The 24,780-nt window shown below is 43.1% G+C and carries 21 protein-coding genes; 4 read left to right on the forward strand and 17 right to left on the reverse strand.

Features of this window, described 5'->3' with window-relative positions:
* Positions 1 to 30: 30 nt before the first annotated feature.
* From purM to I8J31_RS12275, 3 genes are read left to right on the forward strand one after another with little or no spacing between them, the layout of a single operon-like run.
* Complete coding sequence (gene purM, locus I8J31_RS12265) at positions 31 to 1,089, forward strand: phosphoribosylformylglycinamidine cyclo-ligase (RefSeq protein WP_199468859.1); 1,059 nt, start codon at positions 31 to 33, stop codon at positions 1,087 to 1,089.
* Entirely contained in the window at positions 1,086 to 1,739 is a 654-nt protein-coding gene (gene purN, locus I8J31_RS12270; protein ID WP_199468860.1) for a phosphoribosylglycinamide formyltransferase, read from the forward strand. Before purM ends, purN begins: the two co-directional genes overlap by 4 nt.
* An 18-nt stretch (positions 1,740 to 1,757) precedes the next feature.
* On the forward strand, positions 1,758 to 2,474 hold the full coding sequence (locus I8J31_RS12275) for a DUF3108 domain-containing protein (RefSeq protein ID WP_199468861.1): 717 nt from the start codon (positions 1,758 to 1,760) through the stop codon (positions 2,472 to 2,474).
* A gap of 9 nt (positions 2,475 to 2,483) precedes the next feature.
* Here the strand turns inward: I8J31_RS12275 and mobA are convergent, their stop codons facing one another.
* The 14 genes from mobA to I8J31_RS12345 form a co-directional block, all read right to left on the reverse strand.
* Positions 2,484 to 3,062 carry a molybdenum cofactor guanylyltransferase gene (gene mobA / locus I8J31_RS12280; RefSeq protein WP_199468862.1) on the reverse strand — a complete coding sequence of 193 codons (579 nt, stop codon included), beginning with the start codon at positions 3,060 to 3,062 and terminating at the stop codon, positions 2,484 to 2,486.
* Positions 3,063 to 3,085: 23 nt separating this feature from the next.
* On the reverse strand, positions 3,086 to 4,087 hold the full coding sequence (locus tag I8J31_RS12285) for a glycosyl transferase family protein (protein WP_199468863.1): 1,002 nt from the start codon (positions 4,085 to 4,087) through the stop codon (positions 3,086 to 3,088).
* The gene (locus I8J31_RS12290; protein ID WP_199468864.1) at positions 4,084 to 6,768 is read right to left on the reverse strand and encodes a nitrate reductase; all 2,685 of its coding nucleotides are present in this window, start codon (positions 6,766 to 6,768) and stop codon (positions 4,084 to 4,086) included. Before I8J31_RS12290 ends, I8J31_RS12285 begins: the two co-directional genes overlap by 4 nt.
* Positions 6,769 to 7,043: 275 nt before the next feature.
* Positions 7,044 to 7,367, reverse strand: a complete 324-nt coding sequence (gene nirD, locus I8J31_RS12295; RefSeq protein WP_199468865.1) for a nitrite reductase small subunit NirD — start codon at positions 7,365 to 7,367, stop codon at positions 7,044 to 7,046.
* Between the two features lie 10 nt (positions 7,368 to 7,377).
* Positions 7,378 to 9,936 carry a nitrite reductase large subunit NirB gene (nirB, locus tag I8J31_RS12300; RefSeq protein ID WP_199468866.1) on the reverse strand — a complete coding sequence of 853 codons (2,559 nt, stop codon included), beginning with the start codon at positions 9,934 to 9,936 and terminating at the stop codon, positions 7,378 to 7,380.
* Positions 9,937 to 9,994: 58 nt separating this feature from the next.
* Positions 9,995 to 11,245 carry an NAD(P)/FAD-dependent oxidoreductase gene (locus I8J31_RS12305; protein WP_233402752.1) on the reverse strand — a complete coding sequence of 417 codons (1,251 nt, stop codon included), beginning with the start codon at positions 11,243 to 11,245 and terminating at the stop codon, positions 9,995 to 9,997.
* A complete protein-coding gene (locus I8J31_RS12310) occupies positions 11,223 to 12,068 on the reverse strand; it encodes an ABC transporter ATP-binding protein (RefSeq protein WP_199468867.1) in 846 nt (281 codons plus the stop codon). The genes I8J31_RS12305 and I8J31_RS12310 overlap by 23 nt, the downstream gene beginning before the upstream one ends.
* A gap of 41 nt (positions 12,069 to 12,109) precedes the next feature.
* Complete coding sequence (locus tag I8J31_RS12315) at positions 12,110 to 13,081, reverse strand: ABC transporter permease (RefSeq protein ID WP_199468868.1); 972 nt, start codon at positions 13,079 to 13,081, stop codon at positions 12,110 to 12,112.
* A gap of 79 nt (positions 13,082 to 13,160) precedes the next feature.
* Positions 13,161 to 14,570, reverse strand: coding sequence for a CmpA/NrtA family ABC transporter substrate-binding protein (locus tag I8J31_RS12320; RefSeq protein ID WP_199468869.1), 1,410 nt, complete (start codon positions 14,568 to 14,570; stop codon positions 13,161 to 13,163).
* A gap of 307 nt (positions 14,571 to 14,877) precedes the next feature.
* Positions 14,878 to 16,071 (reverse strand): CmpA/NrtA family ABC transporter substrate-binding protein, encoded by a 1,194-nt coding sequence (locus I8J31_RS12325; protein ID WP_233402753.1) that lies wholly within the window; start codon positions 16,069 to 16,071, stop codon positions 14,878 to 14,880.
* A gap of 2 nt (positions 16,072 to 16,073) precedes the next feature.
* Positions 16,074 to 16,646 (reverse strand): ANTAR domain-containing response regulator, encoded by a 573-nt coding sequence (locus I8J31_RS12330; protein ID WP_233402754.1) that lies wholly within the window; start codon positions 16,644 to 16,646, stop codon positions 16,074 to 16,076.
* A 235-nt stretch (positions 16,647 to 16,881) separates the two neighbouring features.
* A complete protein-coding gene (locus I8J31_RS12335; RefSeq protein WP_199468872.1) occupies positions 16,882 to 17,517 on the reverse strand; it encodes a helix-turn-helix transcriptional regulator in 636 nt (211 codons plus the stop codon).
* A gap of 112 nt (positions 17,518 to 17,629) precedes the next feature.
* Complete coding sequence (locus tag I8J31_RS12340; protein WP_199468873.1) at positions 17,630 to 18,961, reverse strand: HlyD family type I secretion periplasmic adaptor subunit; 1,332 nt, start codon at positions 18,959 to 18,961, stop codon at positions 17,630 to 17,632.
* A 2-nt stretch (positions 18,962 to 18,963) separates the two neighbouring features.
* Positions 18,964 to 21,249 carry a type I secretion system permease/ATPase gene (locus I8J31_RS12345; RefSeq protein ID WP_233402755.1) on the reverse strand — a complete coding sequence of 762 codons (2,286 nt, stop codon included), beginning with the start codon at positions 21,247 to 21,249 and terminating at the stop codon, positions 18,964 to 18,966.
* A gap of 146 nt (positions 21,250 to 21,395) precedes the next feature.
* On the opposite strand from I8J31_RS12345, the gene I8J31_RS12350 reads away from it, so the two are divergent.
* Positions 21,396 to 21,764 (forward strand): hypothetical protein, encoded by a 369-nt coding sequence (locus I8J31_RS12350; protein WP_199468874.1) that lies wholly within the window; start codon positions 21,396 to 21,398, stop codon positions 21,762 to 21,764.
* A gap of 51 nt (positions 21,765 to 21,815) precedes the next feature.
* On the opposite strand, the gene I8J31_RS12355 is transcribed toward I8J31_RS12350, so the two are convergent.
* From I8J31_RS12355 to I8J31_RS12365, 3 genes are all read right to left on the reverse strand, one after another.
* The gene (locus tag I8J31_RS12355; protein ID WP_199468875.1) at positions 21,816 to 23,765 is read right to left on the reverse strand and encodes an EAL domain-containing protein; all 1,950 of its coding nucleotides are present in this window, start codon (positions 23,763 to 23,765) and stop codon (positions 21,816 to 21,818) included.
* Between the two features lie 10 nt (positions 23,766 to 23,775).
* The gene (locus tag I8J31_RS12360) at positions 23,776 to 24,375 is read right to left on the reverse strand and encodes a transglutaminase-like cysteine peptidase (protein WP_199468876.1); all 600 of its coding nucleotides are present in this window, start codon (positions 24,373 to 24,375) and stop codon (positions 23,776 to 23,778) included.
* Between the two features lie 96 nt (positions 24,376 to 24,471).
* Positions 24,472 to 24,759 (reverse strand): DUF1244 domain-containing protein, encoded by a 288-nt coding sequence (locus I8J31_RS12365; protein WP_199468945.1) that lies wholly within the window; start codon positions 24,757 to 24,759, stop codon positions 24,472 to 24,474.
* Positions 24,760 to 24,780 lie beyond the last annotated feature (21 nt).

The following is a 24,780-nucleotide window of genomic DNA, read 5'->3' on the forward strand; positions in this document are numbered from 1 at the left end:
TCTCCTCGTACCATGAATAAGGCATAGGCAATGACCAAATCGGATAAAGCATCGATTAGTTATAAAGACGCTGGCGTAGATATCAACGCAGGCAACCAACTTGTTGAACGCATTAAAGGTGTTAGCAAAAAAACTCGTCGCCCAGAAGTAATGGGGGGATTAGGTGGGTTTGGCGCACTAACACGCCTTCCTAGCAAATATAAAAACCCAATTCTTGTTTCCGGCACTGACGGTGTAGGCACTAAATTGCGCCTAGCAATGGATTTAAATCAGCACGATACCATTGGCATTGACCTAGTCGCCATGTGTGTCAACGATCTCGTTGTGGCTGGTGCAGAACCACTATTGTTCCTTGACTACTATGCAACAGGCAAATTAGACATTGATATTGCTGCTAATGTCGTAACAGGTATCGGGGAAGGCTGCCTACAAGCAGGCTGTGCTCTTGTTGGTGGTGAAACCGCCGAAATGCCTGGCATGTATCACGATGGTGATTATGATCTAGCAGGCTTCTGTGTAGGTGTTGTTGAAGAAGGTAGCATCATTGATGGCAGCAATGTAAAAGCAGGCGACAAATTAATTGCGCTAGGCTCTTCTGGCCCGCATTCAAATGGCTACTCTCTGATCCGTAAAATTCTTGAAGTCAGTGAAGCCGACTTAAACCAAGACATTAACGGCATCGCACTAAAAGACGCCTTGATGGAGCCTACTCGCATTTATGTGAAATCCATCCTTAAGCTAATGGAAACGATTCCGGTTAATGCTCTTGCTCATATCACTGGTGGCGGTTTACTCGAAAATATTCCCCGTGTTCTTCCTGAAGATACGGCAGCGTATATTGATGCCTCAAGCTGGCAACGTCCTGCGGTTTTTGACTGGCTACAAGAACAAGGCAATGTCGAACAAGAAGAAATGTACCGCGTGCTCAACTGTGGCGTTGGCATGGTGCTTTCTATTGATGCGGACAAAGCAGATGAAGCACTGACTATCTTTAAAGCAGAAGGTGAAACAGCTTGGATCATCGGCGACATTCGACCACGTAATGGCGGCAAAGATGTGCTTATCTCTGATTTAGAGACGCAAGCATGAGTTTCCCTGTCGTTGTCTTAATTTCTGGCAGCGGTAGTAACTTGCAAGCTTTGATTGACCAAAGCTTGCAAGGAAAGCTCAATATCAACATTGCTGCCGTCATCAGTAACAAGGCACAAGCTTACGGTTTAGAGCGAGCAACAATAGCAGGCATAGCAACCCATGCTTTAGACCATAAGTTATTCGAAAGCCGCGAAGCCTTCGACGCTGAGTTACAAAAGCTTATTGACCAATACCAGCCAAAACTCGTTGTTTTAGCAGGTTTCATGCGTATTCTATCTGAAACATTTGCGAAACATTATGAAGGTAGAATGCTAAACATTCACCCATCTCTTTTACCAAAGTATAAAGGGCTGAATACCCATCAAAGAGCCATTGATGCAAATGATAAAGAGCATGGTGTTTCTGTACATTTTGTGAGCCCAGAATTGGACGCCGGAGCTGTTATTTTACAGGCTAGCACTCAGATCGAAAAAAATGACAACGCAGACTCACTTGCCACTAAGGTGCATACTTTAGAGCACATCATTTACCCTCTGGCGGTAAAATGGTTTAGTGAAGAAAGGTTAACACTCAGTGACGGGGCGGCTTTTTTAGACAATACTAAGCTACCGGAAAGCGGCGTGCTTTATAACAAAACCCTAGAATAAAGTCAGTTAGGAGAAAGTATGGTCACTCATAAAGTTTCAATGTATTTAATTGCTACCTTAATGAGCCTACCCATACTTTCTTTTGCCGCTTCAGAGTCCGATAAAGATACTTTTCTCACACCTTACACGGCGATTTACAGCACGGTCTGGAAAAAAGGCATCAGTCTAAAAGTCGAAGGAAAACAAACTCTTTCACAAAAAGATGATGGGCTATGGCAATTTCGTTTCACTGCAGAAGCCATGATCGCCTCTTTAGAAGAAACCTCAAGTTTCAAAGTCCAAAACCATCAAATTCTGCCCTCTGTCTACCAATATAAGAGCAGTGTGCTGGGCAAAAAGAAGCTAGCCACCATTACCTTTGACTGGGACAAGATGAGGGTTCGCAATGACATCAAGAATAAACCTTGGCATCTAGCCATTCCACCAAAAACACTCGATAAATTGTCTATACAGCTACAAGTAAGACAAGACCTTAAGCTTGGAAAAAATGAATTCAATTATCAAATTGCTGACGGTGGACGGCTAAAAAACTGGCGCTTTGAGCGAGCAGGAAGAGATAAGATAGAAACCAGTATTGGTCGCCTTTCTGCGATTAAATTGATCCGCACAGATAAGCTTGAAAGCGGCAAAAGAACCACCTTTTGGTTTTCACCAAAACACGATTACTTATTGGTCAAATTGGAACATAAGGAAGATGGGGAATCCTATCGCCTAGACATCGACTCAGTAAAATAAACACAGCCATTAACTTTTTAAATATTCCGATGTATTAATATTGAGCAGCTCACTGGACTTTTCCCATACAACAGGGTGACACCCATAAGCCTCATAAAAAGCCATTACACTATACCCCCTGCTACTATCTAAGAAAGCTTTCAAAGCATTGACACAGGCTTCAACAGGTAAAACCGCGTGTAATGGATGCAAGCCATTCGAATCTCGCAAATAATGAATTTTATCAGGCTGTTGCTGGCTAGCTTGCTTAAGTTGCTTAAAAGCTTCCCCTGAAATACAAGGTGTGTCACAGGGCGAAACAAGTAAATGAGATGTAGCTGTCCTATCAAGACAAGCCAGCAAGCCGCACAAGGGGCCCTTGCCTTGGCAGTCAGCAGAGTCTTTCACCACTTCAAAACCTAGGCTCGCATATTGCTCAAGATTCCTATTAGCGTTAACAAAAACAAGATCGACGACCTTAAGCAAAGCCTTACTAACCAATAAGACCATCGGCAAACCTTGGTAAAGCACTAGACCTTTATCTTGGCAAGCCATCCGCTCGCCTTTACCGCCAGCCAATATCGCAGCCGATAGTGAGCTAAATTCCATACCACCTTCTTTATGAGCTTCTATTAAGCTACCTTCTGCTCGAAACAGGATTTATTTCGCTGCGCCCAAATTTGATCCGCTAATACAAGACATTCCTCATGGGATTGCACACCATAAATAAGCCCAGCCACCGACGCAATGGTTTGTCGAACCGCTTGTTCACCAAATGGGTCTACCTGTTCGCCACTCCAATGCTCACGAAGACGTAAAACGTCTAAATTATGCTTTAATCGTTTGTGTTCATGTTCGGCTTTCGGCCAACTAGTCCAACTAGCGACACCGTTTTGCCATTTACCCAAAACCACATCACGCTCAGGATTCACCTCTGCCTCACCATTCCCCCCGCGAAATACCAAGACGGAAGGGTCACCTAATTGCTCACAGGCCGATAAATGCAGCTCATCATAGCCTCGATGGAACACACCATGCACACTATGAGAAGCCGAGAATGGATTCATCATGCGAACCACGGTATTCACTGGAGAGCGCAGCCCTAAGCTATATTTTAAGTCCATCATTTCACCTAGGGTAGAATCCACTTTAGCTAAAGGCACATAGGCAAAGTTTTTATGCCCAAGCTCACGCCTAATTTGCTGACGAGAATGGCAAATAGGCAAATCTAATTCACTGATAGTCTGATCCACATAAATGCGCTCTTCACCCTCAAAAGCATGACCATGCATAACAATCTTAATACCCGTATTAGCCAGAGCCATAGCGGCCAACAAAAACCAAGGTAACTCATTCCGTTTACCTGCATAGGCAGGCCAATCAAGGTCGACATCGATATTCAGTGCTTCTTTTTTCGCTAAAAATTGGCGGGTGGCCTTGGTAAAGCCTACTGTCTCTTCCGCCGTTTCTTCACGAATACGAATCAGCATCCAAAACGCACCAGACTGTTCTGGTGCAGCGTCACCAGACAACATTAAAGACATAGCATGCTCGGCTTCTTCCACCGTTAAACTACGTGCGCCTTTTTTGCCTCGCCCTAGAATTTTTATATATTGGGTAAAAGCATTACTCATGCGGACAGCTCCGTAATAGCAGGTAAAAAGTATTTCAATTCAGGAAGACAAGAACCACAATTAGTGCCACATTTTAGCTGCATTCCAAGTTCCTCAACCGACGTAGCACCGGCGGCGACTGCTTTATTAATTTGCTTACTACCGACCTGATAACAGGAACACACAATATCGCCTTTATCCTCAATATTTGCAGGTAAACCCACTAAGAGAGCCATTCGTTCCTGTTCAGAGACTAGCGAGCGATCAATCAATTTAGACAGCAACCAATCGGTTGATATTGGCTCAGGCTTGTTATGTAAGTACACCACAGAAGTTAACTTTTTCCCTTCAATATGCGCTAACCTAATTTGTTGAGTTTTAAGATGGCTATATTCAAGCCATTCGCCAGCCCCCTCTTGGCTCACCTTCCCTTTCTCTAACAAAGATTGAAGAGAAGACATACTTTCCCCTTTAGACCAAGCCACTTCATAGTAATAACCGATATCTGATGGAATACGGCACCAATAAATACAATCCAAATCCATGATGGGATTAATCGACATAATAAAGCCATAACTAATATTGGTTACCGCTTCCAACTTAATTCGTGCATGTTTAGATTCCGGTTGGCCCGATAAAGGATCCACCAATGATGGAATCAAATTAGAGACAACCGATGCATTTGCAAACTGCTGTGTCCAATGTATTGGCGTGAACACGTTCCCCGGAGAAACCGCACGGCTAACCTTAGCCTTTAATAAAGCCTCGCCTTGAGGTGAGGTAAGGCGCACCAAGGTTTTATCTTCGATCCCCAGCTGATTAGCATCCTTGGGATGAATTTCCACATAAGGCTGATCAGTATGCTTAGTCAACAGGGCTGCATCCCCCGTTCTCGTCATGGTATGCCATTGATCTCTTACCCGACCAGTATTCAAAACAAAGGGCCACTCACTAGTCGGTGCATTAACTGGTTTTTTCGGTGTTACAGGAATAAATCGAGCCCGGCTATCAGGGGTAAAAAAACGTCCGTCCTCAAACATCCGCTTTGTGCCTTCAGGGCGACCTTTAGGGACAGGCCATTGAACAGGCACCAGATTCTCATACTCATCTTTATTGATGCTGCTGAAATGACCAATGTCGAAATCTCGTTTGCCGTTATTCTCAAAAGCTGACAGGGCGGCGTGTTCTGCAAAAATTTCACAAGGTGTTCGAAAAGCAAAAGCATCTCTGAACCCCAACGTTTTAGCCACTTCACAAATCGCCCACCAATCATGCTTTGCTTCTCCCGGCGCAGGCAATAAGCCGCGCTGACGAGAGATTCTTCGTTCTGAATTCGTGACTGTGCCGTCTTTTTCACTCCAGCCAGTCGCAGGTAATAGAACATCTGCCATGGCCGTGGTATCAGTATGTGCTTTACAGTCGCTAACAATCACCAGCTCACACTTTTCTAATGCCCGTCGAACCTGTGCGGTATCCGGCAAACTCACCATAGGGTTAGTAGACATAATCCACACCACTTTGACCTTGCCCTCTTCTATGGCTTGAAATAAGTCTACGGCTTTCAAGCCATTTTCTGTTGCCATATTTGGCGCTTGCCAAAAACGCTGCACCAAATCCTGTGCACCCGGCGTAGCAAAATCCATATGGGCAGCTAACTGATTTGCTAAACCACCCACTTCCCGTCCACCCATAGCATTAGGTTGTCCGGTAATCGAAAATGGCCCTGCGCCTTCTTTGCCTATTCTCCCTGTGGCGAGATGACAATTAATAATCGCGTTACATTTATCAACACCAGACGAAGACTGGTTCACCCCTTGAGAATAAAAAGTGACTGTTTTTGCCGTATCGCTCCACCAGTTGGCTAAAATCATCACTTCCTGTTCACTAACGCCGCAAAAATCCGCTGTGGAAATAAGGTTTGGAGTCGATTCGTTGGCTTGATTTAGCGCTTCTTTAAAGCCATTGGTATGATCCGCAATAAAATCACTATCAAGAATGCCCGCTTGCACAGAGTGTTGTAATAGAAAAGAAAAAATAGCGGCATCCGTTCCTGGATTAATGGCTAGATGCAAATCGGCAATATCACAGGTTGCGGTTTTCCTAGGGTCAACCACCACCACTTTCATATTGGGACGTCGTTGCTTGGCAGCAGCAATCCGCTGATACAAAACTGGATGTGTCCAAGCAGCGTTGGAGCCGACCATAATCAGCAAGTCACAGAGTTCTAGGTCTTCGTAATTACAAGGCACGGTATCAGAACCAAATGCACGCTTATAACCCACTACCGCAGATGCCATACAGAGGCGAGAGTTAGTATCTACGTTGGCAGTACCAATAAAACCTTTGGCGAGCTTATTCGCGACATAATAGTCTTCGGTAAGAATCTGGCCTGATAGATAAAAAGCAAAGGCATCTGGCCCATGCGTTTTCACCACATCGGCAATCTTGCTGCTGATAGTATCAATTGCTTCTGACCAAGAAACAGCATGGCCTTCGACCATAGGTGAGAGCAAACGATCATTCGATTGAATCGTTTGAGCAAGACTGCTTCCTTTGACACACAAACGGCCAAAATTGGCTGGATGGCTGTTATCGCCTGAAACAGGAGGTACCGCTCCTCCCACTTGACTTGGAAGCGTGAAATTCACACCGCAGCCTACGCCACAATATGGGCAAGTTGTCTTGCTGGTTGTCGCTGTCATAGGAATCCTTTGAACAAAAAAAGCCCAAGCCCCTTTTATAGAAAGAGACTTGGGCTTCGTTGCCTTTTGTAATATCTGTACGCTTTATGAGTCAACCATCATCGGTTCACGGTGCTACAGTTAATACTAATAAAGCAATATTCAAGCCAAATAAAAAACGACAACATATAAAATAAAAGTCTTTTATATCAGTTAGTTAAAAAAAACTCTTTGCATTAATCAATATCCGCTATTAAAACGCACACATGAGGTGCATCACGCACATTGAATACACACTAGCAGCGCAAAAAAACCTCATCTCCCTCAAGCTTCGCTGCCCATGCAGGAATCTTTAGATCATCTTCTAAGCACTGGCCAGAAGATAGATCAAAATGCTGTTTATACAATGGGCTCGCAACGACCCATTGATCTTGAAGGTGACCAACCAAACCGCGAGACAATACATTAGCTTTACCAATAGGATCCCAATTGGCAATGGCGAAGACCTTTTCTTCAGACTCAGGTACATAAAAGAGTGCGACCTGTTCACCATTAACCATAGCGGCCACACCAGCACCGACAACAAGGTCGCTTTGCTTACATACTAATTTCCACTGCATCTTTTATCTCCTAGCCCACTTTCATGATCAATTGCTGCTTTTCTGCTTCTGTTGCAGGACGTACTTGATCACGCTCTTCAACAAATACCACGTTGTCATCACTACCTTCGTAGTTAACAAACTGGCGGAAGTTCTTTAATGCTTCTTGATCTTTTAATGTGCTTTTCCATTCACACTGAAAAGTATCCGTCACCAACTGCATTTGTGCTTCCAATTCATTACAAATCCCCAATTTATCGTCAATCACAACAGACTTAAGATACTCTAGCCCGCCCTCTAAACCGTCCATCCAAACAGAAGTACGCTGTAAACGGTCAGCGGTTTTGGTATAAAACATCAGGACACGGTCGATGTATTTCACCAAGGTTTCGTCATCAAGGTCCGTGGCGAATAAATCCCCATGACGAGGTTTCATACCACCGTTACCGCACACATATAAATTCCAGCCACCTTCAGTAGCAATCACCCCGATATCTTTACTTTGAGCTTCAGCACATTCTCGTGTACAACCAGAAACAGCAAATTTGATCTTATGGGGCGAACGCAGCCCCTTGTAGCGATTTTCTAAATCAATCGCCATGGTCATGCTGTCATTCACACCATAGCGGCACCAAGTACTCCCAACGCAGGACTTGACGGTACGTAAAGACTTGCCATAGGCTTGCCCTGTTTCAAACCCAGCCGCCACCAATTTACCCCAAATATCTGGCAGTTGATTGAGAGTGGCACCAAATAAATCGATACGCTGACCACCAGTTATCTTGGTATATAAGTTATATTCCTTCGCCACTTGCCCCAATACGATCAATTTATCTGCGGTAATTTCGCCACCAGGAATACGCGGTACAATCGAATAAGTACCGTCTTTTTGCATATTGGCAAGGAACCTATCATTAGTATCCTGTAGGCTAATATGTTCTTTCTTCAGAACATATTCATTCCACACACTGGCTAATATCGAACCCACCGCAGGTTTGCAAATTTCACAGCCATGACCCTTACCATGTTGAGCAATCAAATCAGCAAAGGTTTTAATGCCTTCGACCTTAACCAAGTTGTATAAATCTTGGCGAGTGTAAGGAAAGTGCTCACAAATATCCGTACTCACTTCCACACCCAAGGCAAGTAATTCGTTATCGACGACCTTTTTCAACAATGCTGCGCAACCACCACAACCTGTCGCCGCTTTAGTAACGCCTTTCACATCCCCCACCGACAAGGCACCATTGCACACGGCATCACTGATATCTTGCTTGGACACATTATGGCAACTGCAAATAGAGGCCGTCGCGGGCAGAGCATCTACACCTAATGCCGCTGGTGCACCATCCGTAACAGGCAGAATCAAAGACGAAGCCGACTCAGGAAGGTCAATCGCATTCAAATAATATTGCAACAAGGTATCGTAATAGCTGTTATCACCAACCAATACGGCACCCAGTAATTTCTTACCGTCTTCCGATACCACCATTTTACGATAGCTCTGGCTTAGCTCATCCTGATAGACAAAGACCTTACAACCTTGTGACTGGGCATGGGCATCACCGACAGAACCCACATCACACCCTAAAAGTTTAAGTTTGGTGCTCATATCGGCACCAGTGAAGGCAAGACTTTCATCGCCTAACAAATGGCCGGCAGCGGCTTTCGCCATGGTATAACCCGGCGCCACAAGACCATAGATACGGTTATTCCACAGGGCACACTCACCGATAGAATAAATGTCTTTATCACTGGTTTGACAATGATTGTTAATGGTTATGCCACCACGTTCACCCATTTCAAGACCCGATTGCTTTGCCAAGGCGTCTTGAGGACGAATCCCCGCAGAGAATAAGATCAAATCGGTTTCAAGGTGAGTACCATCAGCAAAGTTCATTCGATGGAAAGCCGCCTCACCATCGACAATCTCTTGTGTTGCGGTGTCGGTATAGACTTTCACATCCAGACCTTCGATCATTTCCTTAAGAACACTACCACCCTTCTCGTCTAACTGTACTGGCATTAAACGTGGCGCAAATTCAACCACACTGGTTTCAAGGCCAAGATTTTTTAGCGCATTGGCCGCTTCTAAGCCCAATAAACCGCCACCAACTACCGTACCTCGGGTAACTTTTTTCGCACAATCTCGAATAGCATCCAAGTCCTCTAGGGTACGATAAACAAACGTATTCTCGCGTTTATGACCCGGAATGGGAGGAACAAAAGGATAAGAGCCTGTCGCTAAAACCAGCTTGTCATAGGCTAATGTTTCACCATTTTGTAATCGTAATGTTTTTTCTGACCGATCAATTTCTGTCACCAAGCTGTTGGTGAAATAACGTACACCATTATCGTCGTATAGTGTGCCATCGGTCATGGCTAACTCTGCCGCCCCCTTTCCAGTAAAATATTCACTTAGGTGGACTCGGTCATAGGCCAAATGTGGCTCTTCGCCAAAAACGGTAATTTGAAAATTTTCATGGCCACCTTGAGCAATTATTTGCTCTACAAAGTGATGGCCTACCATGCCGTTACCCACCACAACAAGGTGTGGTTTTGCGGTTGAAAAAGCGATTCGAGTTGTCATTATCTATTCCTCTTGCTGTCTACGCGCCAAAAGGCTGGCAACATCTAAAACGATCTACTTAGGCCACTTGAGGGCAACAATAGGCCTCACCAAATACCAGTAAATCGAGCATGTCAGAGACATTGGTTTTATTTTGAATAAGCTGGAAATACCAGCTACCATCGGCGACGTTGCCGTATAGAATTGCACCGACTAATAAGCCATCTTTGACCACTAGTTTTCGGTAATGATTCGCGGCCACATCTTTAAAAAAGAGGCAGTCATCTTCTGCAGAAGGTTGAATCTTTCCAACAGAGAAAAGATTTACCCCAGATACTTTTAATTTGGTCGGTGTTGGCTCAATCGAAAAATTCGCATCATTCCCAGCAAGCACCTCAATCAGCACATTAATTTGTGTCCAAATAGGCGCTACTAAACCAAAGGTTTGCTGATCAAACTCACAGCATTCGCCTAACGCAAACACATTTTCATGAGAGGTTTTCATTTGGCTATCCACTAGAATCGCTTGCTGAACCTCAAGCCCTGCCGCTTTCGCCAATGAGGTTTCAGGAGAAATACCTGCCGCCATGACCACCAAACTTGCGGGAGTCTGTTGATCATTCTGATCAACCACATGGGTTACCAAACCCTGTTGAGACTGTACAAACGACTTAGGTGATTCTCCAAGCCGAAACACGATGCCCATTTGTTCTAATTTATTTTGTAACAGCTGGGCAGACTCTTCATCAAGCTGACGATTAAGCAACCAGTTTGAACGATGAAAGACGGTTACCTGATGACCACGCTTAACCAAACCGACGGCGGCCTCTAGCCCTAAAAGTCCACCACCGATAACACAAATAGGCTGACGACCTTCAAGGCCAGCCATCACATCAACATCTTGCCAAGTACGAAACCCCATAACATTCACTGCAGAAGCCCCCTCTATTGGAAGAGCCTTAGCTCGAGAGCCAGTCGCCAATACCAACTGGTCATAAGGTACTTTTTGGCCACTGCGCAAATAAAGCTCTTTCGCCTCAAGGTTCATACTAATAACAGGATCCCCTGCAATAATATCAACACCCTCATTACGCATTTTATTGGTATCAACCAAAGGCATTTCGGCATCAGAAATATCCTTCGCCAATAAGGACGACAGCATAATGCGGTTATAACCGACCTGAGCCTCTTCACCAATCAAGGTGATTGAATAATAGGCATTTTGCTTGTGCAGCAAATCATTGGCTAATTTACTGCCTGCCATGCCGGCTCCGACAATAACAATACGACCTGCTTGACTCATTGCGTTAAGCATTTGCAACCTTGGCATTAACAACAGTCTTCTTCTCTTTAGCAACCGCAATAGGCTCTACTTTGCGTTGTTTTTCATACAAGAAGGTCAGTACTTGTGCTCGATAGTCCACGTACTTAGAGTCATTTGCCAAAGCTAGACGATCCCGTGGACGCTCTAAATCTACCTGAAGAATTTCACCAATGGTCGCTTCTGGGCCATTGGTCATCATCACAATGCGATCAGACAGCAATACGGCTTCATCCACATCATGGGTGATCATAATGACGGTGTTATTCAGGTCTTTTTGGATTTCCATCAAGGAATCTTGAAGATGAGCACGAGTCAAAGCGTCTAACGCGCCAAAAGGCTCATCCATCAACAACACACTTGGCTCCATCGCCAACGCACGGGCAATACCCACACGCTGCTTCATACCACCAGATATCTCATCTGGACGTTTGTCCGCCGCATGGGTCATATGCACTAGTTCTAAGTTATGCATAATCCAATCATGCATTTCTTTTTTCGTTTTGGTTTTCTTAAAAACCTGTTTAACCGCCAGTTCAACATTCTGGTAAGAAGTTAACCAAGGAAGCAAAGAATGGTTTTGAAAAACCACGGCACGCTCTGGTCCCGGCCCTCTAACTTCCCTTCCGTCGAGTAAAATTCCACCTTCGGTTGCATCATAAAGACCAGCAACAATATTAAGCACGGTTGATTTACCGCACCCGGAATGTCCGATCAGAGAAACAAACTCGCCCTTCGCAATTTTCAAACTGACGTTGTCTAATGCTTTAAACGATCCCTTCGCCGTCGGAAACTCCATAGAAACTTGACTGATATCCAAATGTGTTGCCATCTTGCTCTCCAATTAGCCTTTGCTATTTAACTCGTCTCTCATTAACGAAGCACTTGTGTTTTATCCCAAGAAACAAAGCGCTGAATGACCAGCATGGCTCTGTCTAATAGAAAACCGATAAAACCAATCATCAACACAGCAACCATGATTCGACCAAGCGAGTTTGAGCTACCATTCTGAAACTCATCCCACACGAACTTTCCTAGCCCAGGGTTTTGCGCCAGCATTTCTGCGGCGATTAATACCATCCAAGCAATACCAAGAGACAAACGAAGACCCGTAAACATAAGAGGAATAGCGGATGGAATCACAATTTTAATGACATGGGTAATCCATCCAAGACGCAGCACTTTGGACACATTAAGTAAGTCTTTCTCGACAGCGGCCACACCCACGGCAGTATTAATCAGCGTTGGCCACATGCAACACAAGGTCACGGTAAACATAGACGTTAAGAAAGATTTGGAAAACATCGGATCCTCCGATACATAACTGGCACTCACCACCATGGTCACTAGAGGCAACCAAGCAAGTGGAGACACTGGCTTGAACACCTGAATAATGGGATTAAGTGCACTGTATACAGAACTATTCAAGCCGATCAAAATACCCAATGGAATGGCAATTAAACTTGCTAAACCAAAACCTGCTAATACGGTATATAAACTGGTAAAAATCTGGTCAAAAAAAGTAGGTTTACCAGTGTAATCTCTCAGTTTACCGACATAGTTAGGGTCTTTAGCTTGTCGAGCTTCAATACGTTTTTCTTGACGTTGGTAAAACTTATCTTCTTTTACACGTTCATTATGATGCTCTGTTACCAGACTATTCCACTGCTCGTACACTACAGTAGGTCCTGGAAACTCGCCTAAAGAAGTATGAACTCGACTTGCTCCAACCTGCCACAGCAAAACAAATACTAAAATGCCGAAAATGGGAAACAACAGGGCTTTAAAGGAAAAATTTTCGACCCTGTCTTTCAATGATGCTATGGATAAACTTGGTATATTCATATTTCCTTTCTCACTTAATCTAACTAAGCACTCTTAACGAGATAAGGCAGTCTAATGGCTGCCTTATCATGCGCTATCTTTATATTTGCTCGTCGCCTTTCAAACCAATTTTGAAGCTTTTCAAGTAATCATTAGGACGTTTACCGTCATAAGTCACCCCATCAATGAAGTCATTTAATGGTGCTTTGAAGCCGTCTTCTTTATCAAAATCAGGAAATTCAGAGGCCATCATTAAGCCATCTTCGATCAAAGATTTAGCTGCTTGAGCATAGATATCAGGACGGTAAACCTCTTTCGCCGTTTTCATAAACCACTCATCTGATTTTGGCTCTGCAATTTGTCCCCAACGGCGCATTTGCGTTAGGTACCAGATGGCATCACTGTAATACGGGTAAGTGGCGTTATGACGGAAGAATACGTTGAAGTCAGGCACATCACGCTTATCGCCTTTTTCATACTCAAACGTCCCTGTCATGCTGTTCGCAATAACATCATAATCCGCACCCACATAATCACTGCGAGATAAAATTTCTACGGCTTCAGGGCGGTTAGCATTATTGTTTTCATCCAACCATTTGGCAGCACGAATCATGGCTTTCACTACACGAATGTGCGTAATTGGGTTTTCTTCCGCCCAGCCACTGCTTACACCAAATACTTTCTCTGGGTTATTTTTCCAAATTTCGTAATCGGTAATAACAGGAACACCAATGCCTTTAAAGACCGCTTGTTGATTCCAAGGTTCGCCAACGCAATAACCTGAAATGGTTCCGGCTTCCATGGTGGCTGGCATTTGTGGTGGTGGTGTTACAGAAAGCAAGGCATCAGCATCAATTTGACCGCTAGTATCGCCTTTTGCAGGCGCGTAATAACCGGGGTGAATACCGCCAGCGGCTAACCAGTAGCGCAATTCGTAGTTATGGGTAGAAACAGGGAATACCATGCCCATCTTAAAAGGCTTACCCTCGGCTTTATAACCATCGATGACAGGTTTTAAGGCGCTCGCACTAATAGGGTGAACCGGCTTACCATCAGCACCATTTGGAATGTTTTTCTTCATTTCCTTCCAAACGTCGTTCGATACGGTAATGCCGTTACCATTTAGGTCCATACTAAAAGCCGTAATGATATGAGCTTTCGTTCCATAACCTATGGTCGCACCTAGCGGTTGACCAGCTAGCATATGCGCACCGTCAAGTTGTCCGTCAATCACTCGATCTAATAACACCTTCCAGTTAGCTTGAGCTTCCAAGGTAACGTACAAACCTTCGTCTTCGAAGTAGCCTTTCTCATAGGCAATCGCTAGCGGTGCCATATCTGTCAACTTGATAAAACCGAACTTAAGCTCTTCTTTTTCTGGATAACCTAACTCAGCTTGGGCCATCCCAGACAAAAGTGTTGAACCTACCAAGGCGGCAAGGCTCATTTTTTTACCAGCACATGCTAATTTGGATAAAGGTAAAACCGTTTTCAAGTTTCTCAATTTCATAACTAAACTCCGCTTCGGGCTCAAAAAACAAAAAAGGCGCATGCAAATCACAATTAATGTGTCTGCAGGCGCCTTTGCCAGTTAGTTAATAGATCTTCATTGAGCTATTAATAACATGAGTGATAATTAACGAATAGGGTTAATCTCACCAAGATGTATGTCTGAAACTTAATTCATAAACAATAATAAGCACGGAGTATGCCAAATAACAAACCCCTTTGATTTAATAAGGTTTCTCGTAGAAAAAGCACAAAATCAAACAAATCATTGGAACTTTACGCCCACTTAGTAAGCAGCACGCACCATATTAGACATCGCGAAACTCAAAGCCTTTTAAAATTCCCTCTGGGTGCAGTTGTATCTTTCCGGTAGACACAGCATCTAGCCACTGACTTTCTTGCAGCGAAGAAAGTTTCCAGGGCTCTTCCTTTACCATTTCATGGCCAAGCGCCTGATCATACAAGTCCTGACAATAGACCTGCTCGGCAACTGCATTTAAGGACGACACCTTCGCCAACTGTTGCCAGCGATACATCTGCGCCATAACCCACAAGGCATAATTCGGTAGAGGCTTATTAACCTCTTGACCAGAAAAACGCTGATATGCCTCCATTGGCCAGTCAAACTGCCCTTTGGGTTTAATACTACTAAAGCCATATATCAACTGCTCAGGCGTACAATTTAGATAATCGGGATGACTGAGGATTTGTAGCAACTCTGTTTGATTCTCAGGTGCATCCACCCAAACACAAGCCTTATCTAAAGCGCGAATCATTGCCATGTGGACAGCTTGATTTTTCTTCGCCCAAACTGAGTTAACCCCAAATACTTTTTCTGGCGTACTGCCCCATATTTCATAGCCTGTCACCAACATGTGACCTATTCCCTGCTCAACCGCTAAGCTATTCCAAGGCTCTCCAACACAATAACCATCAATTTCACCCTGCTTTAAATAATCCATCATCTGAGTCGGCGGAATCACAATAATCTGCACATCTTTATCCGGATCAATCCCAGCTCGATCAAACCAATCACGCAACTGATAATTATGTGAAGAGTATGGATACACTATAGCAAAGCGAAATGGTACAGCCTGTGCCCCACGTCGTTCAATCAAGCGCTTCAAAGCCACGCCACTACGTATATCAGCGGAGGATTCAGACAAGGGGAGAAGTTGTTCATATAAAGCATTACCAACTGTAATGCCATTACCATTATGGCTTACCGTGAAACTGGTTTGCATGGCTGCTTTGATAGTGCCAATACCTAAACTAGCCGCTATTGGCATAGACGCCAACATATGAGCACCATCAAGTAGATTAAATGCCACTTTATCACGAACGCTTGACCAAGAGGCTTCTTTTGAAAGCTGTACATCTACCCCCTCATTAAAGAAAAAGCCTTTTTCTTTAGCAATAACAAAAGGCGCACAATCGATAAGAGGAATAAAACCAACTCGCACTGGCTCACTACTGGTTAAAATCTCCTGGGAATCCATCATGTTCATTTTCTGTCTCCCATCAACTCCATGACCGAAATAATATTGCGGGCCACATCCGTCATTCGCTGACTACGATCCATGGCCAATTTCCTCAAGGCTTTATAGGCAGCTGGCTCATCACACTGTTGATGTTTCATAATTAGGCCTTTTGCTTTATCTATGAGTTTTCGGTCTTCAAGCTGACTTTTTACTGTTTCCAATTCAGAACGCAATGCTTGGAATTCACGAAAACGTGCAATAGCAACTTGTAACAACGCCTTCACACTACCGCTTTGCACCCCATCCACAACATAGGCACTAACACCCGCACGAATGGCCGCTTCCACATGTCGTGAATCGTCTTCTTCAGCAAACATAACAATAGGACGGGGATTGTCTTTGGTAAGACGAGACATATTTTCTAACATGTCTCGATCAGGCGATTCAATGTCGATGATAACCATATCTGGTTGGCATTCTGTCACCGCTTCAGTCAGGTTCTTTGCATTTTCAAGTCGCCTGATGACACGATAACCACTGTCTCTCATTGCTTGCTCCACAATGGCGGCCCTAGCAGGCTCATTGTCAACAAGCATTACAGTTAGCTCTTTATTAGGAGGCGCTGACATGGTGCATTCTCACAACAAGGAAAGTATTTATCCTTACCAGCAAGCAATATATGCGCCATAAAGAAACACAAAAAATAAAATCACAACAAAGCAAAAAACCCACTTTAAAAGCTTATTTATAAGTGAGTTAGAAAATAACAGCTAAGAAAAACAAACTAAGAAAAGAGAAGGCGTGCTACTAATGCACTCTTAAGAAGCAAGATTAATGCATGGCGTGAGATTTTTGCACCATTAAGGCGAGAGACAATCTATCTTTCGTATTGGTCTTTTTAAATATGGCGGTTAAATGCGCTTTAACGGTACGCTCTGTGATATCCATATCATTGGCTATTTGTTTATTAGACAAGCCTTTGCCTATCCGCCGAGCAACATCTTGCTCACGATCCGACAATCCATCTAATTCAGCGTCACCCGAGTTCATTGCAAAAGCCGATTGCATAATCAACTGTTGAATAAAGGCTTTGCCACCCCAAATTTCGCCCGATTCTACAACAGACAAAACTAATTTAAGCTGCTCTTCACCAATATAAGGAGCGCATTGACCGCTAACACCCACTGAAAAAAGCCTTAAAGCCGCCTGCTGACTTGCTTGGTTTGGAAAAACAATCATCTTTTGTTGAGGATGGGAAGCCCGTAAGGACACCACCAGCTCTACTCGCTCAGAAAAATTTTCATTGTCTAAATAGATAAAGCAGTATCGAAAAGAGCCATCTTCACTCTGCAACGCTTCAAGCATTTGAGACCATTGGGTTACACGAACTAAGACAACCTCAGAACCTACAATTCGATTCCAATGACGCCATACAGTCTCATCTGTATTCCAACACAAAATTCTCAAAATCACTCCCACCTATTGCTAAACAAAATGTGTACCCAGATTTTACCTATGATAGATAAAATGAGTGTTAACATTTGTTATAATCCCCCTACACAAATCAAACTTTATGTAACTACCTCTCACGAAGTGCATTCTGCTTAGCTTTTAAAATTGGCTTAAGCAAATAGTCTAATAACGTCTTTTTCCCTGTAATCACGTCCACACTTGCTTGCATACCCGGAATGATGGGTAAAGGTGCCTCTTCTGTACCAAGGAAGTTTTTATCTGTTCTCACTCGAACTTGATAAAAGCTATTACCTTCTTCGTCTAAAATCGTATCCGCACTTATGGTTTCTACACTCGCTGGTAAGCCACCAAAAACAGCAAAATCGTAAGCCGAAAGCTTCACGACAGCATGGAGACCAGGTTTAATAAAACCAATATCTTCAGGCCGAACTTTTGCTTCAATCAACAAAGAATCTTCAAGAGGTACAATTTCTAACAAACTCATACCGGGACGAATAACACCACCTACCGTATTAATTTGAATCTGCTTCACCACCCCTTTCACAGGAGAACGCACTAGCGTTCTAGATACTTTATCCTGCAACGAAACATTGGTTTCTTTAAGCTGATCTAACTTATTTTGTACTTTCGTTAAATCTTCTTGGGCATCTGCACGAAACTTAGCATCGCTTTCTTTCAATTTATTTTGTGCTTCTTTTAAAGCAGACCGAGCACGAGGAATCGCCAACTTAGTCGCGTCCAGCTCCCCTTTCAATTCATTTACTTGACGCTCAAGTTGCAATAACTCGACCCTAGAAACCGCACCTTGCTCAAACGCTGGTCGAGTTAAATCCAGCTCTTCCGTCGATAATTCGAAGCTTTGCCTTAAGTTAGAAAGTTTAGCTTGTTGTTCAACAATTTCTTGTTTCTTTTGCTCTATTTGCTGCTGAAAAACCCGTTGATTTGTTTTAAGTGACTCTAATCGGTTGTTATATAAATCCATCTCCCGATTAACAAGTTCAGGAGAAAGTGCCCTTATATCAGGATCAAACACAGGTGACTCGCCAGTAGATTCGGCTCTTAGGCGGGAAGAGCGTACTTGCAAGCTCAAGGACTCCGTTTGCTGCTCGCGTAAAGAAGACAGGGCTTCCGTATTTTCAATTGTCATCAGCACTTGGTCACGCTCTACCGTTTGACCCACTGATACATTAATTTCTTTAAGAATCCCCCCTTCTAGGTTCTGGATTTCTTGCACCTGACTAGAAGGAATCACCTTTCCTTCACCCACAGTTACCTCATCCAACGAAGCGTAATTTGCCCATATCAAGGCAACAATCACAAAGAAGAAAATCGCCCATAATATAATGCGCCCCCCTCGAGGGGTTTTCAGCATCAGCGCCGCATTACGATCATTTAGGTACCCTAAATCATTTTGAGAAACTGAATTTTTGTTACTCATAATTAGCTTACCTTCAACTTACCTTGGCGGAGTGCTTCGTGTACTTGTGCTTTTGGACCATCCGCAATTAAGCGACCATTATCCATCACAATAATACGGTCAACCATGTCTAGCATAGAGGCTTTGTGAGTAATTAATATAAGCGTTTTTTCTTTCACAGCCTCCATTAAACGACGCTTCATTCTTGCTTCAGTCGTGTTATCCATGGAAGCCGTAGGTTCATCTAAGATTAAAATGGGCGGATCAAATAATAGTGCTCTAGCAATAGCAATACTTTGACGCTGACCTCCAGATAACAAGGCACCACGTTCACCAACACTACTATCTAAACCACCCGGTTTACGGTTAGCAAACTCAGACACACCAGACAAATCCGCCGCGCGAATAATGGCTTCATCCTCCATATAAGGTACGCCCATGACAATATTGTCCTTGATAGAGCCATAAAATAAATTTACGTCTTGAGAGACAGCCCCAATATTCCGCCGTAAGTCAGTTGGGTTTACTTGTCTTAAATCCACACTATCAATACGTACCGCGCCACTAGTTGGGGTATATAAACCAGTCATCAGCTTACCTAAAGTCGACTTACCAGAGCCAATACGCCCGATAATGGCAACTTTTTCCCCTTCCCTGATATTAATATTAATATCACTAACAGCAGCTTGTTCTTGATCAGGGTATGAAAAATTAATCGCTTCAAACTGAAACTCACCTTTAAACTTCGGACGATGCACAAATTTCACATCATCCGGCCTTTCAACGGGAGAAGACATGATTTCATTAAGAGAAGTAAAAGCAGATTTAGCCTGATTATAACGAGTCGCTAAGCTGGCCACTTGTGCCATTGGACCAAGCGCCCTTCCGGTTAGCATCACCGATGCAACTAAAGCTCCCATACTCATATTGCCTTCGGATATTTGATAAACCCCGACAATCACAATAATCACGGTTGTTAGCTGTTGCGCCACCATAGCAAATGACGAACATGACTGAGAAAGTTGGCGGGTTTTCACCCCCCAATCAGCAATATTACCCACTGCATTTTCCCACTGTTTCTGTAATACGCCTTCCGCATTATTAAGCTTGACACTTTCTGCGTTATACAAGCTTTCAATCAGCACCGCATTTTTCTGCGATGCGGTTTTTTGGCTTTCTACAATAGATCGCTTGAGTGGAATTTGAATAACCAAACTAAATAAAATAATCAGTGCAATGGTGACAATGGGAATGTAGCCCACTGGGCCACCAATTAACCAGATCACCCCAATAATCAAAAACATGAAAGGAATATCAACTAAGGTCGTAATCGAAGCTGAAGTGATAAAATCCCGAATACTTTCAAACTCTTGCAAGTTTTTAGCAAAGGCCCCGACAGACTTAGGCCGTGCCGCCATAGTGATATTATTGACCTTAGAGAAGATCGTAGCAGAAATTAGTATATCGGACTTTTTACCCGCAATATCGATGAAATATGCCCGTAGAGAGCGAAGCAAAAAGTCAAATAGATATACCACAATAGCGCCAATAGCCAATACCCAAAGCGTGTCAAAGGCATTATTTGGTACCACTCTGTCATATACATTCATTACAAACAAAGGGCTTGCTACAGCAAAAATATTAATCAGCAACGAAGCAACAAAAACGTCTCGATAAATACGCCAAGAACGAGACACGGTTCCCCAGAACCAATGGCCTTTCTTACTGTCTACTTCATCACTTTTTTCAGAGCGTTTATCAAATTGATACAGGGGACGAACAAAGAAGCAATACCCCATATAACTATCGGTTAGCAGATCTAAGGGTAAAAAAACCTCACCCTCACCAGATTCAGGGCGGAAAATTTTCGCGATATTTTGCTTATGATCAATTTCCAGTAACACACAAGCCTGATTATCTTTCAACAACAGTACTGCTGGCAGCACCATGTCTGGAATCTTTTTCAGAGGACGCTTTACAAAGCGAGAGCTAATACCAATACGTTTTGCTGCACGCTGGAAAAATTCCGGTGCCATATCATTATCGGTAATAGGTAAGCCTGCAGCGATAGCATCCGCGGTGTAAGGGTTATGAAAAAACTTACTCAACAACACCAAACAATCTAATAGTGGATTGGGATATTCCAATGTTGCACTCTGGACATTCCACTGCTCTTTAGAGCCACTGAAAGTACTGTCATCAGGCGCCTTCGTTGATTCTTCAGGATTGTTAACATCCCCCTTTTCAGGCTTAATATCAGTCTCAGCCGAAGAAAAAGGCTTTTTCCCTGAAATATCGGAGTCAGACATACTACAATTACCCCTTAAATACTTAAGAAATATAGGGTTTATACGCCTATATTATAATTACTCTGGTCTAGGATAGTGCTTATTCGGTAAGATGGAAAGTATAGTGCGCAGACTTAATACAAAATAAAACACACAAGGAAATCAAGATGCTATACGCCAAGGTAGACGAAAGCGGAGAGATTATTGATGTTGCAACAGAACAATCCGATGAGTACAAATTATTGGTTGCTCCCAATGATCCGATAGTCGCAACGCTATTAGAACAAAAGTTCACTGCAAGCAATACAAAAACTCAAGAAATGCTCACTACTTCAGACAGTGAGATGATGAGGGTATTAGAAGATTTAGTCGATCTACTAGCAGAAAAGCGCCTAATACAGTTTACCGAATTGCCTCTGGCTGCACAGAAAAAACTACTTAGCAGAAAATGGGTACGTGGAGTACACAACGGTGGTGATGAAGGCCTTATTAGTGACGATGAAAATTTCACCCCCGGCAATGATTCCCTAATATAAAAATCATCTCTCTTCTATTTACTTAACCACACAAGGTATATAACCATTTATCTACATATCTTGTGCGCGACCAATCATAAAACCTTGCCCACCAACAATATCAAAACGTTTTAGTACGGTAATTTGTTTTTCACTTTCAATACCAGTAGCAATAACGTTTATATTTAAGCTATTAAACATCTTACACAAGGTATGCATAAAGAAAGATTCAGATTCTTTTCCTATCGCCATACGAGTATAAGAAGGGTCAATTTTTACATAATCAGGCATCAGGTTCTGCAAATATTGGAAAGCAGAAAACTGCTTACCCACGTTATCAATGCCAAATAAAACACCTTTCTGCTTCAGCATTTGCGCCAATACAGTCACTTCTTTCTCTGTTACCAACACACTTTGCTCAGAGACTTCAAAAATCAGTTTAGATCTGATTGTGCTATCTAGCCCCGTTAATGTACGCTCAAGCCACTCAACAAAAGAAGGCTTTATATAAGCCGACGCGGACAGATTCACAGCTAAAGGAGCATCAAGCTTGGTCTTTTTAAGGTATTCAATGGCTCGCCCTATAATGACTTGATCCACCTGATCACCCAAATCAAACTGCTCAGCCAAATCAATGAAATAGCCTGCGTGATATTTTTCACCTTCGTATTCCAAACTTGCAAATACTTCTTCATGCAAGGTAACTGGATGCCCATCTAACGTTGAAATTTTCTGCTTTCTCAAGCTAAAGGATTTATGCTCTATGGCATACTCTATCATCGTTTTCCAAGTCATTCGGCCAATGGCCACGCCTTGCCCCGTTTTAAGATCAAATACTTGGCAAGTGTTCATGCCCTCAAGCTTAGCAGCCCGCAATGAGGCATCCGCTTGCGCCATGGCTTTAGACCGATCCACAAGACTATCAATGGTCACTGCGCCAATATTGGCAACATGTTCAGAATAACTAATATGTGCCGCATTTAGCTCTAACAGTTCCAACATAATATTGTCAACCGCTTGCTTAAGTTGCTCATGATCAAAATTGGGTAACAGCAAAATAAAGTCAGCGCCGGATAAACGCGCTAACGTAGCAGACTTAGACAAATGTGATACCTGCTCAGCCAATATGTCGCCAGCAGCTTGAATAAACATATCTGCAGACTCATAACCCCGCTCATTATTTAATTTAGAGAGGTCCGCTAAACTGATTAACACCAGACCATCCACTGAACGCTCTTTACCAGCAAAATGGGACTTCACTTGGCTTTCAAAGAAATTACGATTACCTAGGCCACTAACAGGGTCTTTGAAAGCTTTTGCCTGTAACCATTGGGCCGTTTCCACTTCAGAAGCAAATTCTTTTTCGAGCTTCTCCGCCATCCGATTCATCGAGAGAACAACAGATCTAAGCTCCCGTGTTTTAGGAACATTAGACATCTTAATAAAACGGCGCTGCTGTATGGCTTCCGCTTGTTTTTCAACTTCCGCTAAAGGCTTAAATAATAGGCGTAGCGCCAAGCCTCCCATTAAAATAGTAATCGACCCAATCGCTAAAAATGAGATTAAGATATCTCGGCTAGCTAACCAAAGTTGATAATAACCATAACCCGCACTACCGGTAACATACACTTGACCTAATTCACTCCAGCCGTTTGAGATCACCGAACTGGCTTGAGGAACATCAAAATCAATGGATTGAATAAACCACGAAGGTACTCCATTAATCTTCATGGCATTTTTGCGTACTATGTCTTCATCTGTCGCATAGACATGAATGCGCACCTCAGAAAAATAACCACTATCAAAAACGGCATTAATACTACTCTCAACGGCAGCATAATCTTCTAGCGCCATATAATCGGACACGGACATACCAAGTGAAGTCGCAGACCCTTGTGTCGTGGTTGCCAATTGATTGATCAAATATTGCTTGGTTGTATTAAAGTTTATTCCCATTACAACCACCAACATAAGTGAGAATATCATCACAATCGTCATCATTAATTGGCGAAAAAGTGTCATCCCAGTACTCCTAGTTTTTAAAGGTATCGAGCCGATTATTTAAATCTGTCCACAAGCTCAGTCGAGATGAGCCCCCTACTAACACACCTCGCCCTTGCTCTTTCGAAAGCCACAAATTGTTCGCATTAAATGAATAAATAGGCAGCAAATCTCTGCGCTTTATCGCTGGTTTTAATTCCTTATCAAGATTATCGAGCAAGACGGGGACAGAGGTGGGTTTATGATAATAAGCCAGTACCATATGATGCTGGTTCAGTTTTAATGCTTTAACGTAAACCAAACGAAGCTTTTCATCTGGTACGCCAAGTTCTCTAAGGGTGAAATATTTTGCTATGGTAAAATCTTCGCAATCCCCAGCACGGACCTCTAAAAACTCAATAGGAGTTGCCCAATAATCCTCTTTACCCCATAAACTTATATCACTAACAAAGTCCATTTGATTAAAGAAATTATTCACCTCAATAAGCTTTTCTACGACTGGCAAATCTTTACTGCTATCAATTAATCTTCGCCAAGCTAAAATTCGCTTTTCAGCATCCTCACCATAAGTAACACCCGCTTGTTGAGCAAGTTGACGATATTTATCCGAGACATCGGCATATAACCACATCTGAGGGATTATGCACGCAAATAAGCAGAAGCAAACAAAACGTTTGCTTCTGCTTAAAACGAGTAAAGACGAAAAAAAACGCCTACTCACTGATCACTACTTAACAGAGGTCGCATTAAAGGCAGCCAATTGTTCCACCGTTGCAGGAGGCTGGTATTTAGCTTTCCAAGCGTCATAAGGCTCGCCATAAACATATTCTCGAGCCTGATCATAATCTACTTTAACGCCTTGCTGTTCAGCCTCTGCCATATACCATTTACTTAAACAATTACGACAAAATCCAGCCAAGTTCATTAAATCAATATTTTGTACCGACTTATTATCATCTAAATGTTTGAGCAAACGTCGCAACACGGCAGCTTCAATTTCTGTTTGTTTATTTATAGACACAACTTAGTCTCTACT

This window comes from Marinomonas transparens (assembly GCF_016463975.1).
GTDB lineage: Bacteria > Pseudomonadota > Gammaproteobacteria > Pseudomonadales > Marinomonadaceae > Marinomonas > Marinomonas transparens.

What these genes read in the sequence shown, in the direction of transcription:
- purM (WP_199468859.1), top strand. Translation starts at nt 31, where the DNA reads ATGACCAAATCGGATAAAGCATCGATTAGTTATAAAGACGCTGGCGTA.
- I8J31_RS12360 (WP_199468876.1), bottom strand. Translation starts at nt 24,375, where the DNA reads ATGTGGTTATATGCCGATGTCTCGGATAAATATCGTCAACTTGCTCAA.
- I8J31_RS12315 (WP_199468868.1), bottom strand. Translation starts at nt 13,081, where the DNA reads ATGAATATACCAAGTTTATCCATAGCATCATTGAAAGACAGGGTCGAA.
- I8J31_RS12285 (WP_199468863.1), bottom strand. Translation starts at nt 4,087, where the DNA reads ATGAGTAATGCTTTTACCCAATATATAAAAATTCTAGGGCGAGGCAAA.
- purN (WP_199468860.1), top strand. Translation starts at nt 1,086, where the DNA reads ATGAGTTTCCCTGTCGTTGTCTTAATTTCTGGCAGCGGTAGTAACTTG.
- I8J31_RS12320 (WP_199468869.1), bottom strand. Translation starts at nt 14,570, where the DNA reads ATGAAATTGAGAAACTTGAAAACGGTTTTACCTTTATCCAAATTAGCA.
- I8J31_RS12345 (WP_233402755.1), bottom strand. Translation starts at nt 21,249, where the DNA reads ATGTCTGACTCCGATATTTCAGGGAAAAAGCCTTTTTCTTCGGCTGAG.
- I8J31_RS12340 (WP_199468873.1), bottom strand. Translation starts at nt 18,961, where the DNA reads ATGAGTAACAAAAATTCAGTTTCTCAAAATGATTTAGGGTACCTAAAT.
- I8J31_RS12310 (WP_199468867.1), bottom strand. Translation starts at nt 12,068, where the DNA reads ATGGCAACACATTTGGATATCAGTCAAGTTTCTATGGAGTTTCCGACG.
- I8J31_RS12305 (WP_233402752.1), bottom strand. Translation starts at nt 11,245, where the DNA reads ATGCCAAGGTTGCAAATGCTTAACGCAATGAGTCAAGCAGGTCGTATT.
- I8J31_RS12330 (WP_233402754.1), bottom strand. Translation starts at nt 16,646, where the DNA reads ATGCTTGTTGACAATGAGCCTGCTAGGGCCGCCATTGTGGAGCAAGCA.
- I8J31_RS12350 (WP_199468874.1), top strand. Translation starts at nt 21,396, where the DNA reads ATGCTATACGCCAAGGTAGACGAAAGCGGAGAGATTATTGATGTTGCA.
- I8J31_RS12325 (WP_233402753.1), bottom strand. Translation starts at nt 16,071, where the DNA reads ATGATGGATTCCCAGGAGATTTTAACCAGTAGTGAGCCAGTGCGAGTT.
- I8J31_RS12355 (WP_199468875.1), bottom strand. Translation starts at nt 23,765, where the DNA reads ATGACACTTTTTCGCCAATTAATGATGACGATTGTGATGATATTCTCA.
- mobA (WP_199468862.1), bottom strand. Translation starts at nt 3,062, where the DNA reads ATGGAATTTAGCTCACTATCGGCTGCGATATTGGCTGGCGGTAAAGGC.
- nirB (WP_199468866.1), bottom strand. Translation starts at nt 9,936, where the DNA reads ATGACAACTCGAATCGCTTTTTCAACCGCAAAACCACACCTTGTTGTG.
- nirD (WP_199468865.1), bottom strand. Translation starts at nt 7,367, where the DNA reads ATGCAGTGGAAATTAGTATGTAAGCAAAGCGACCTTGTTGTCGGTGCT.
- I8J31_RS12290 (WP_199468864.1), bottom strand. Translation starts at nt 6,768, where the DNA reads ATGACAGCGACAACCAGCAAGACAACTTGCCCATATTGTGGCGTAGGC.
- I8J31_RS12275 (WP_199468861.1), top strand. Translation starts at nt 1,758, where the DNA reads ATGGTCACTCATAAAGTTTCAATGTATTTAATTGCTACCTTAATGAGC.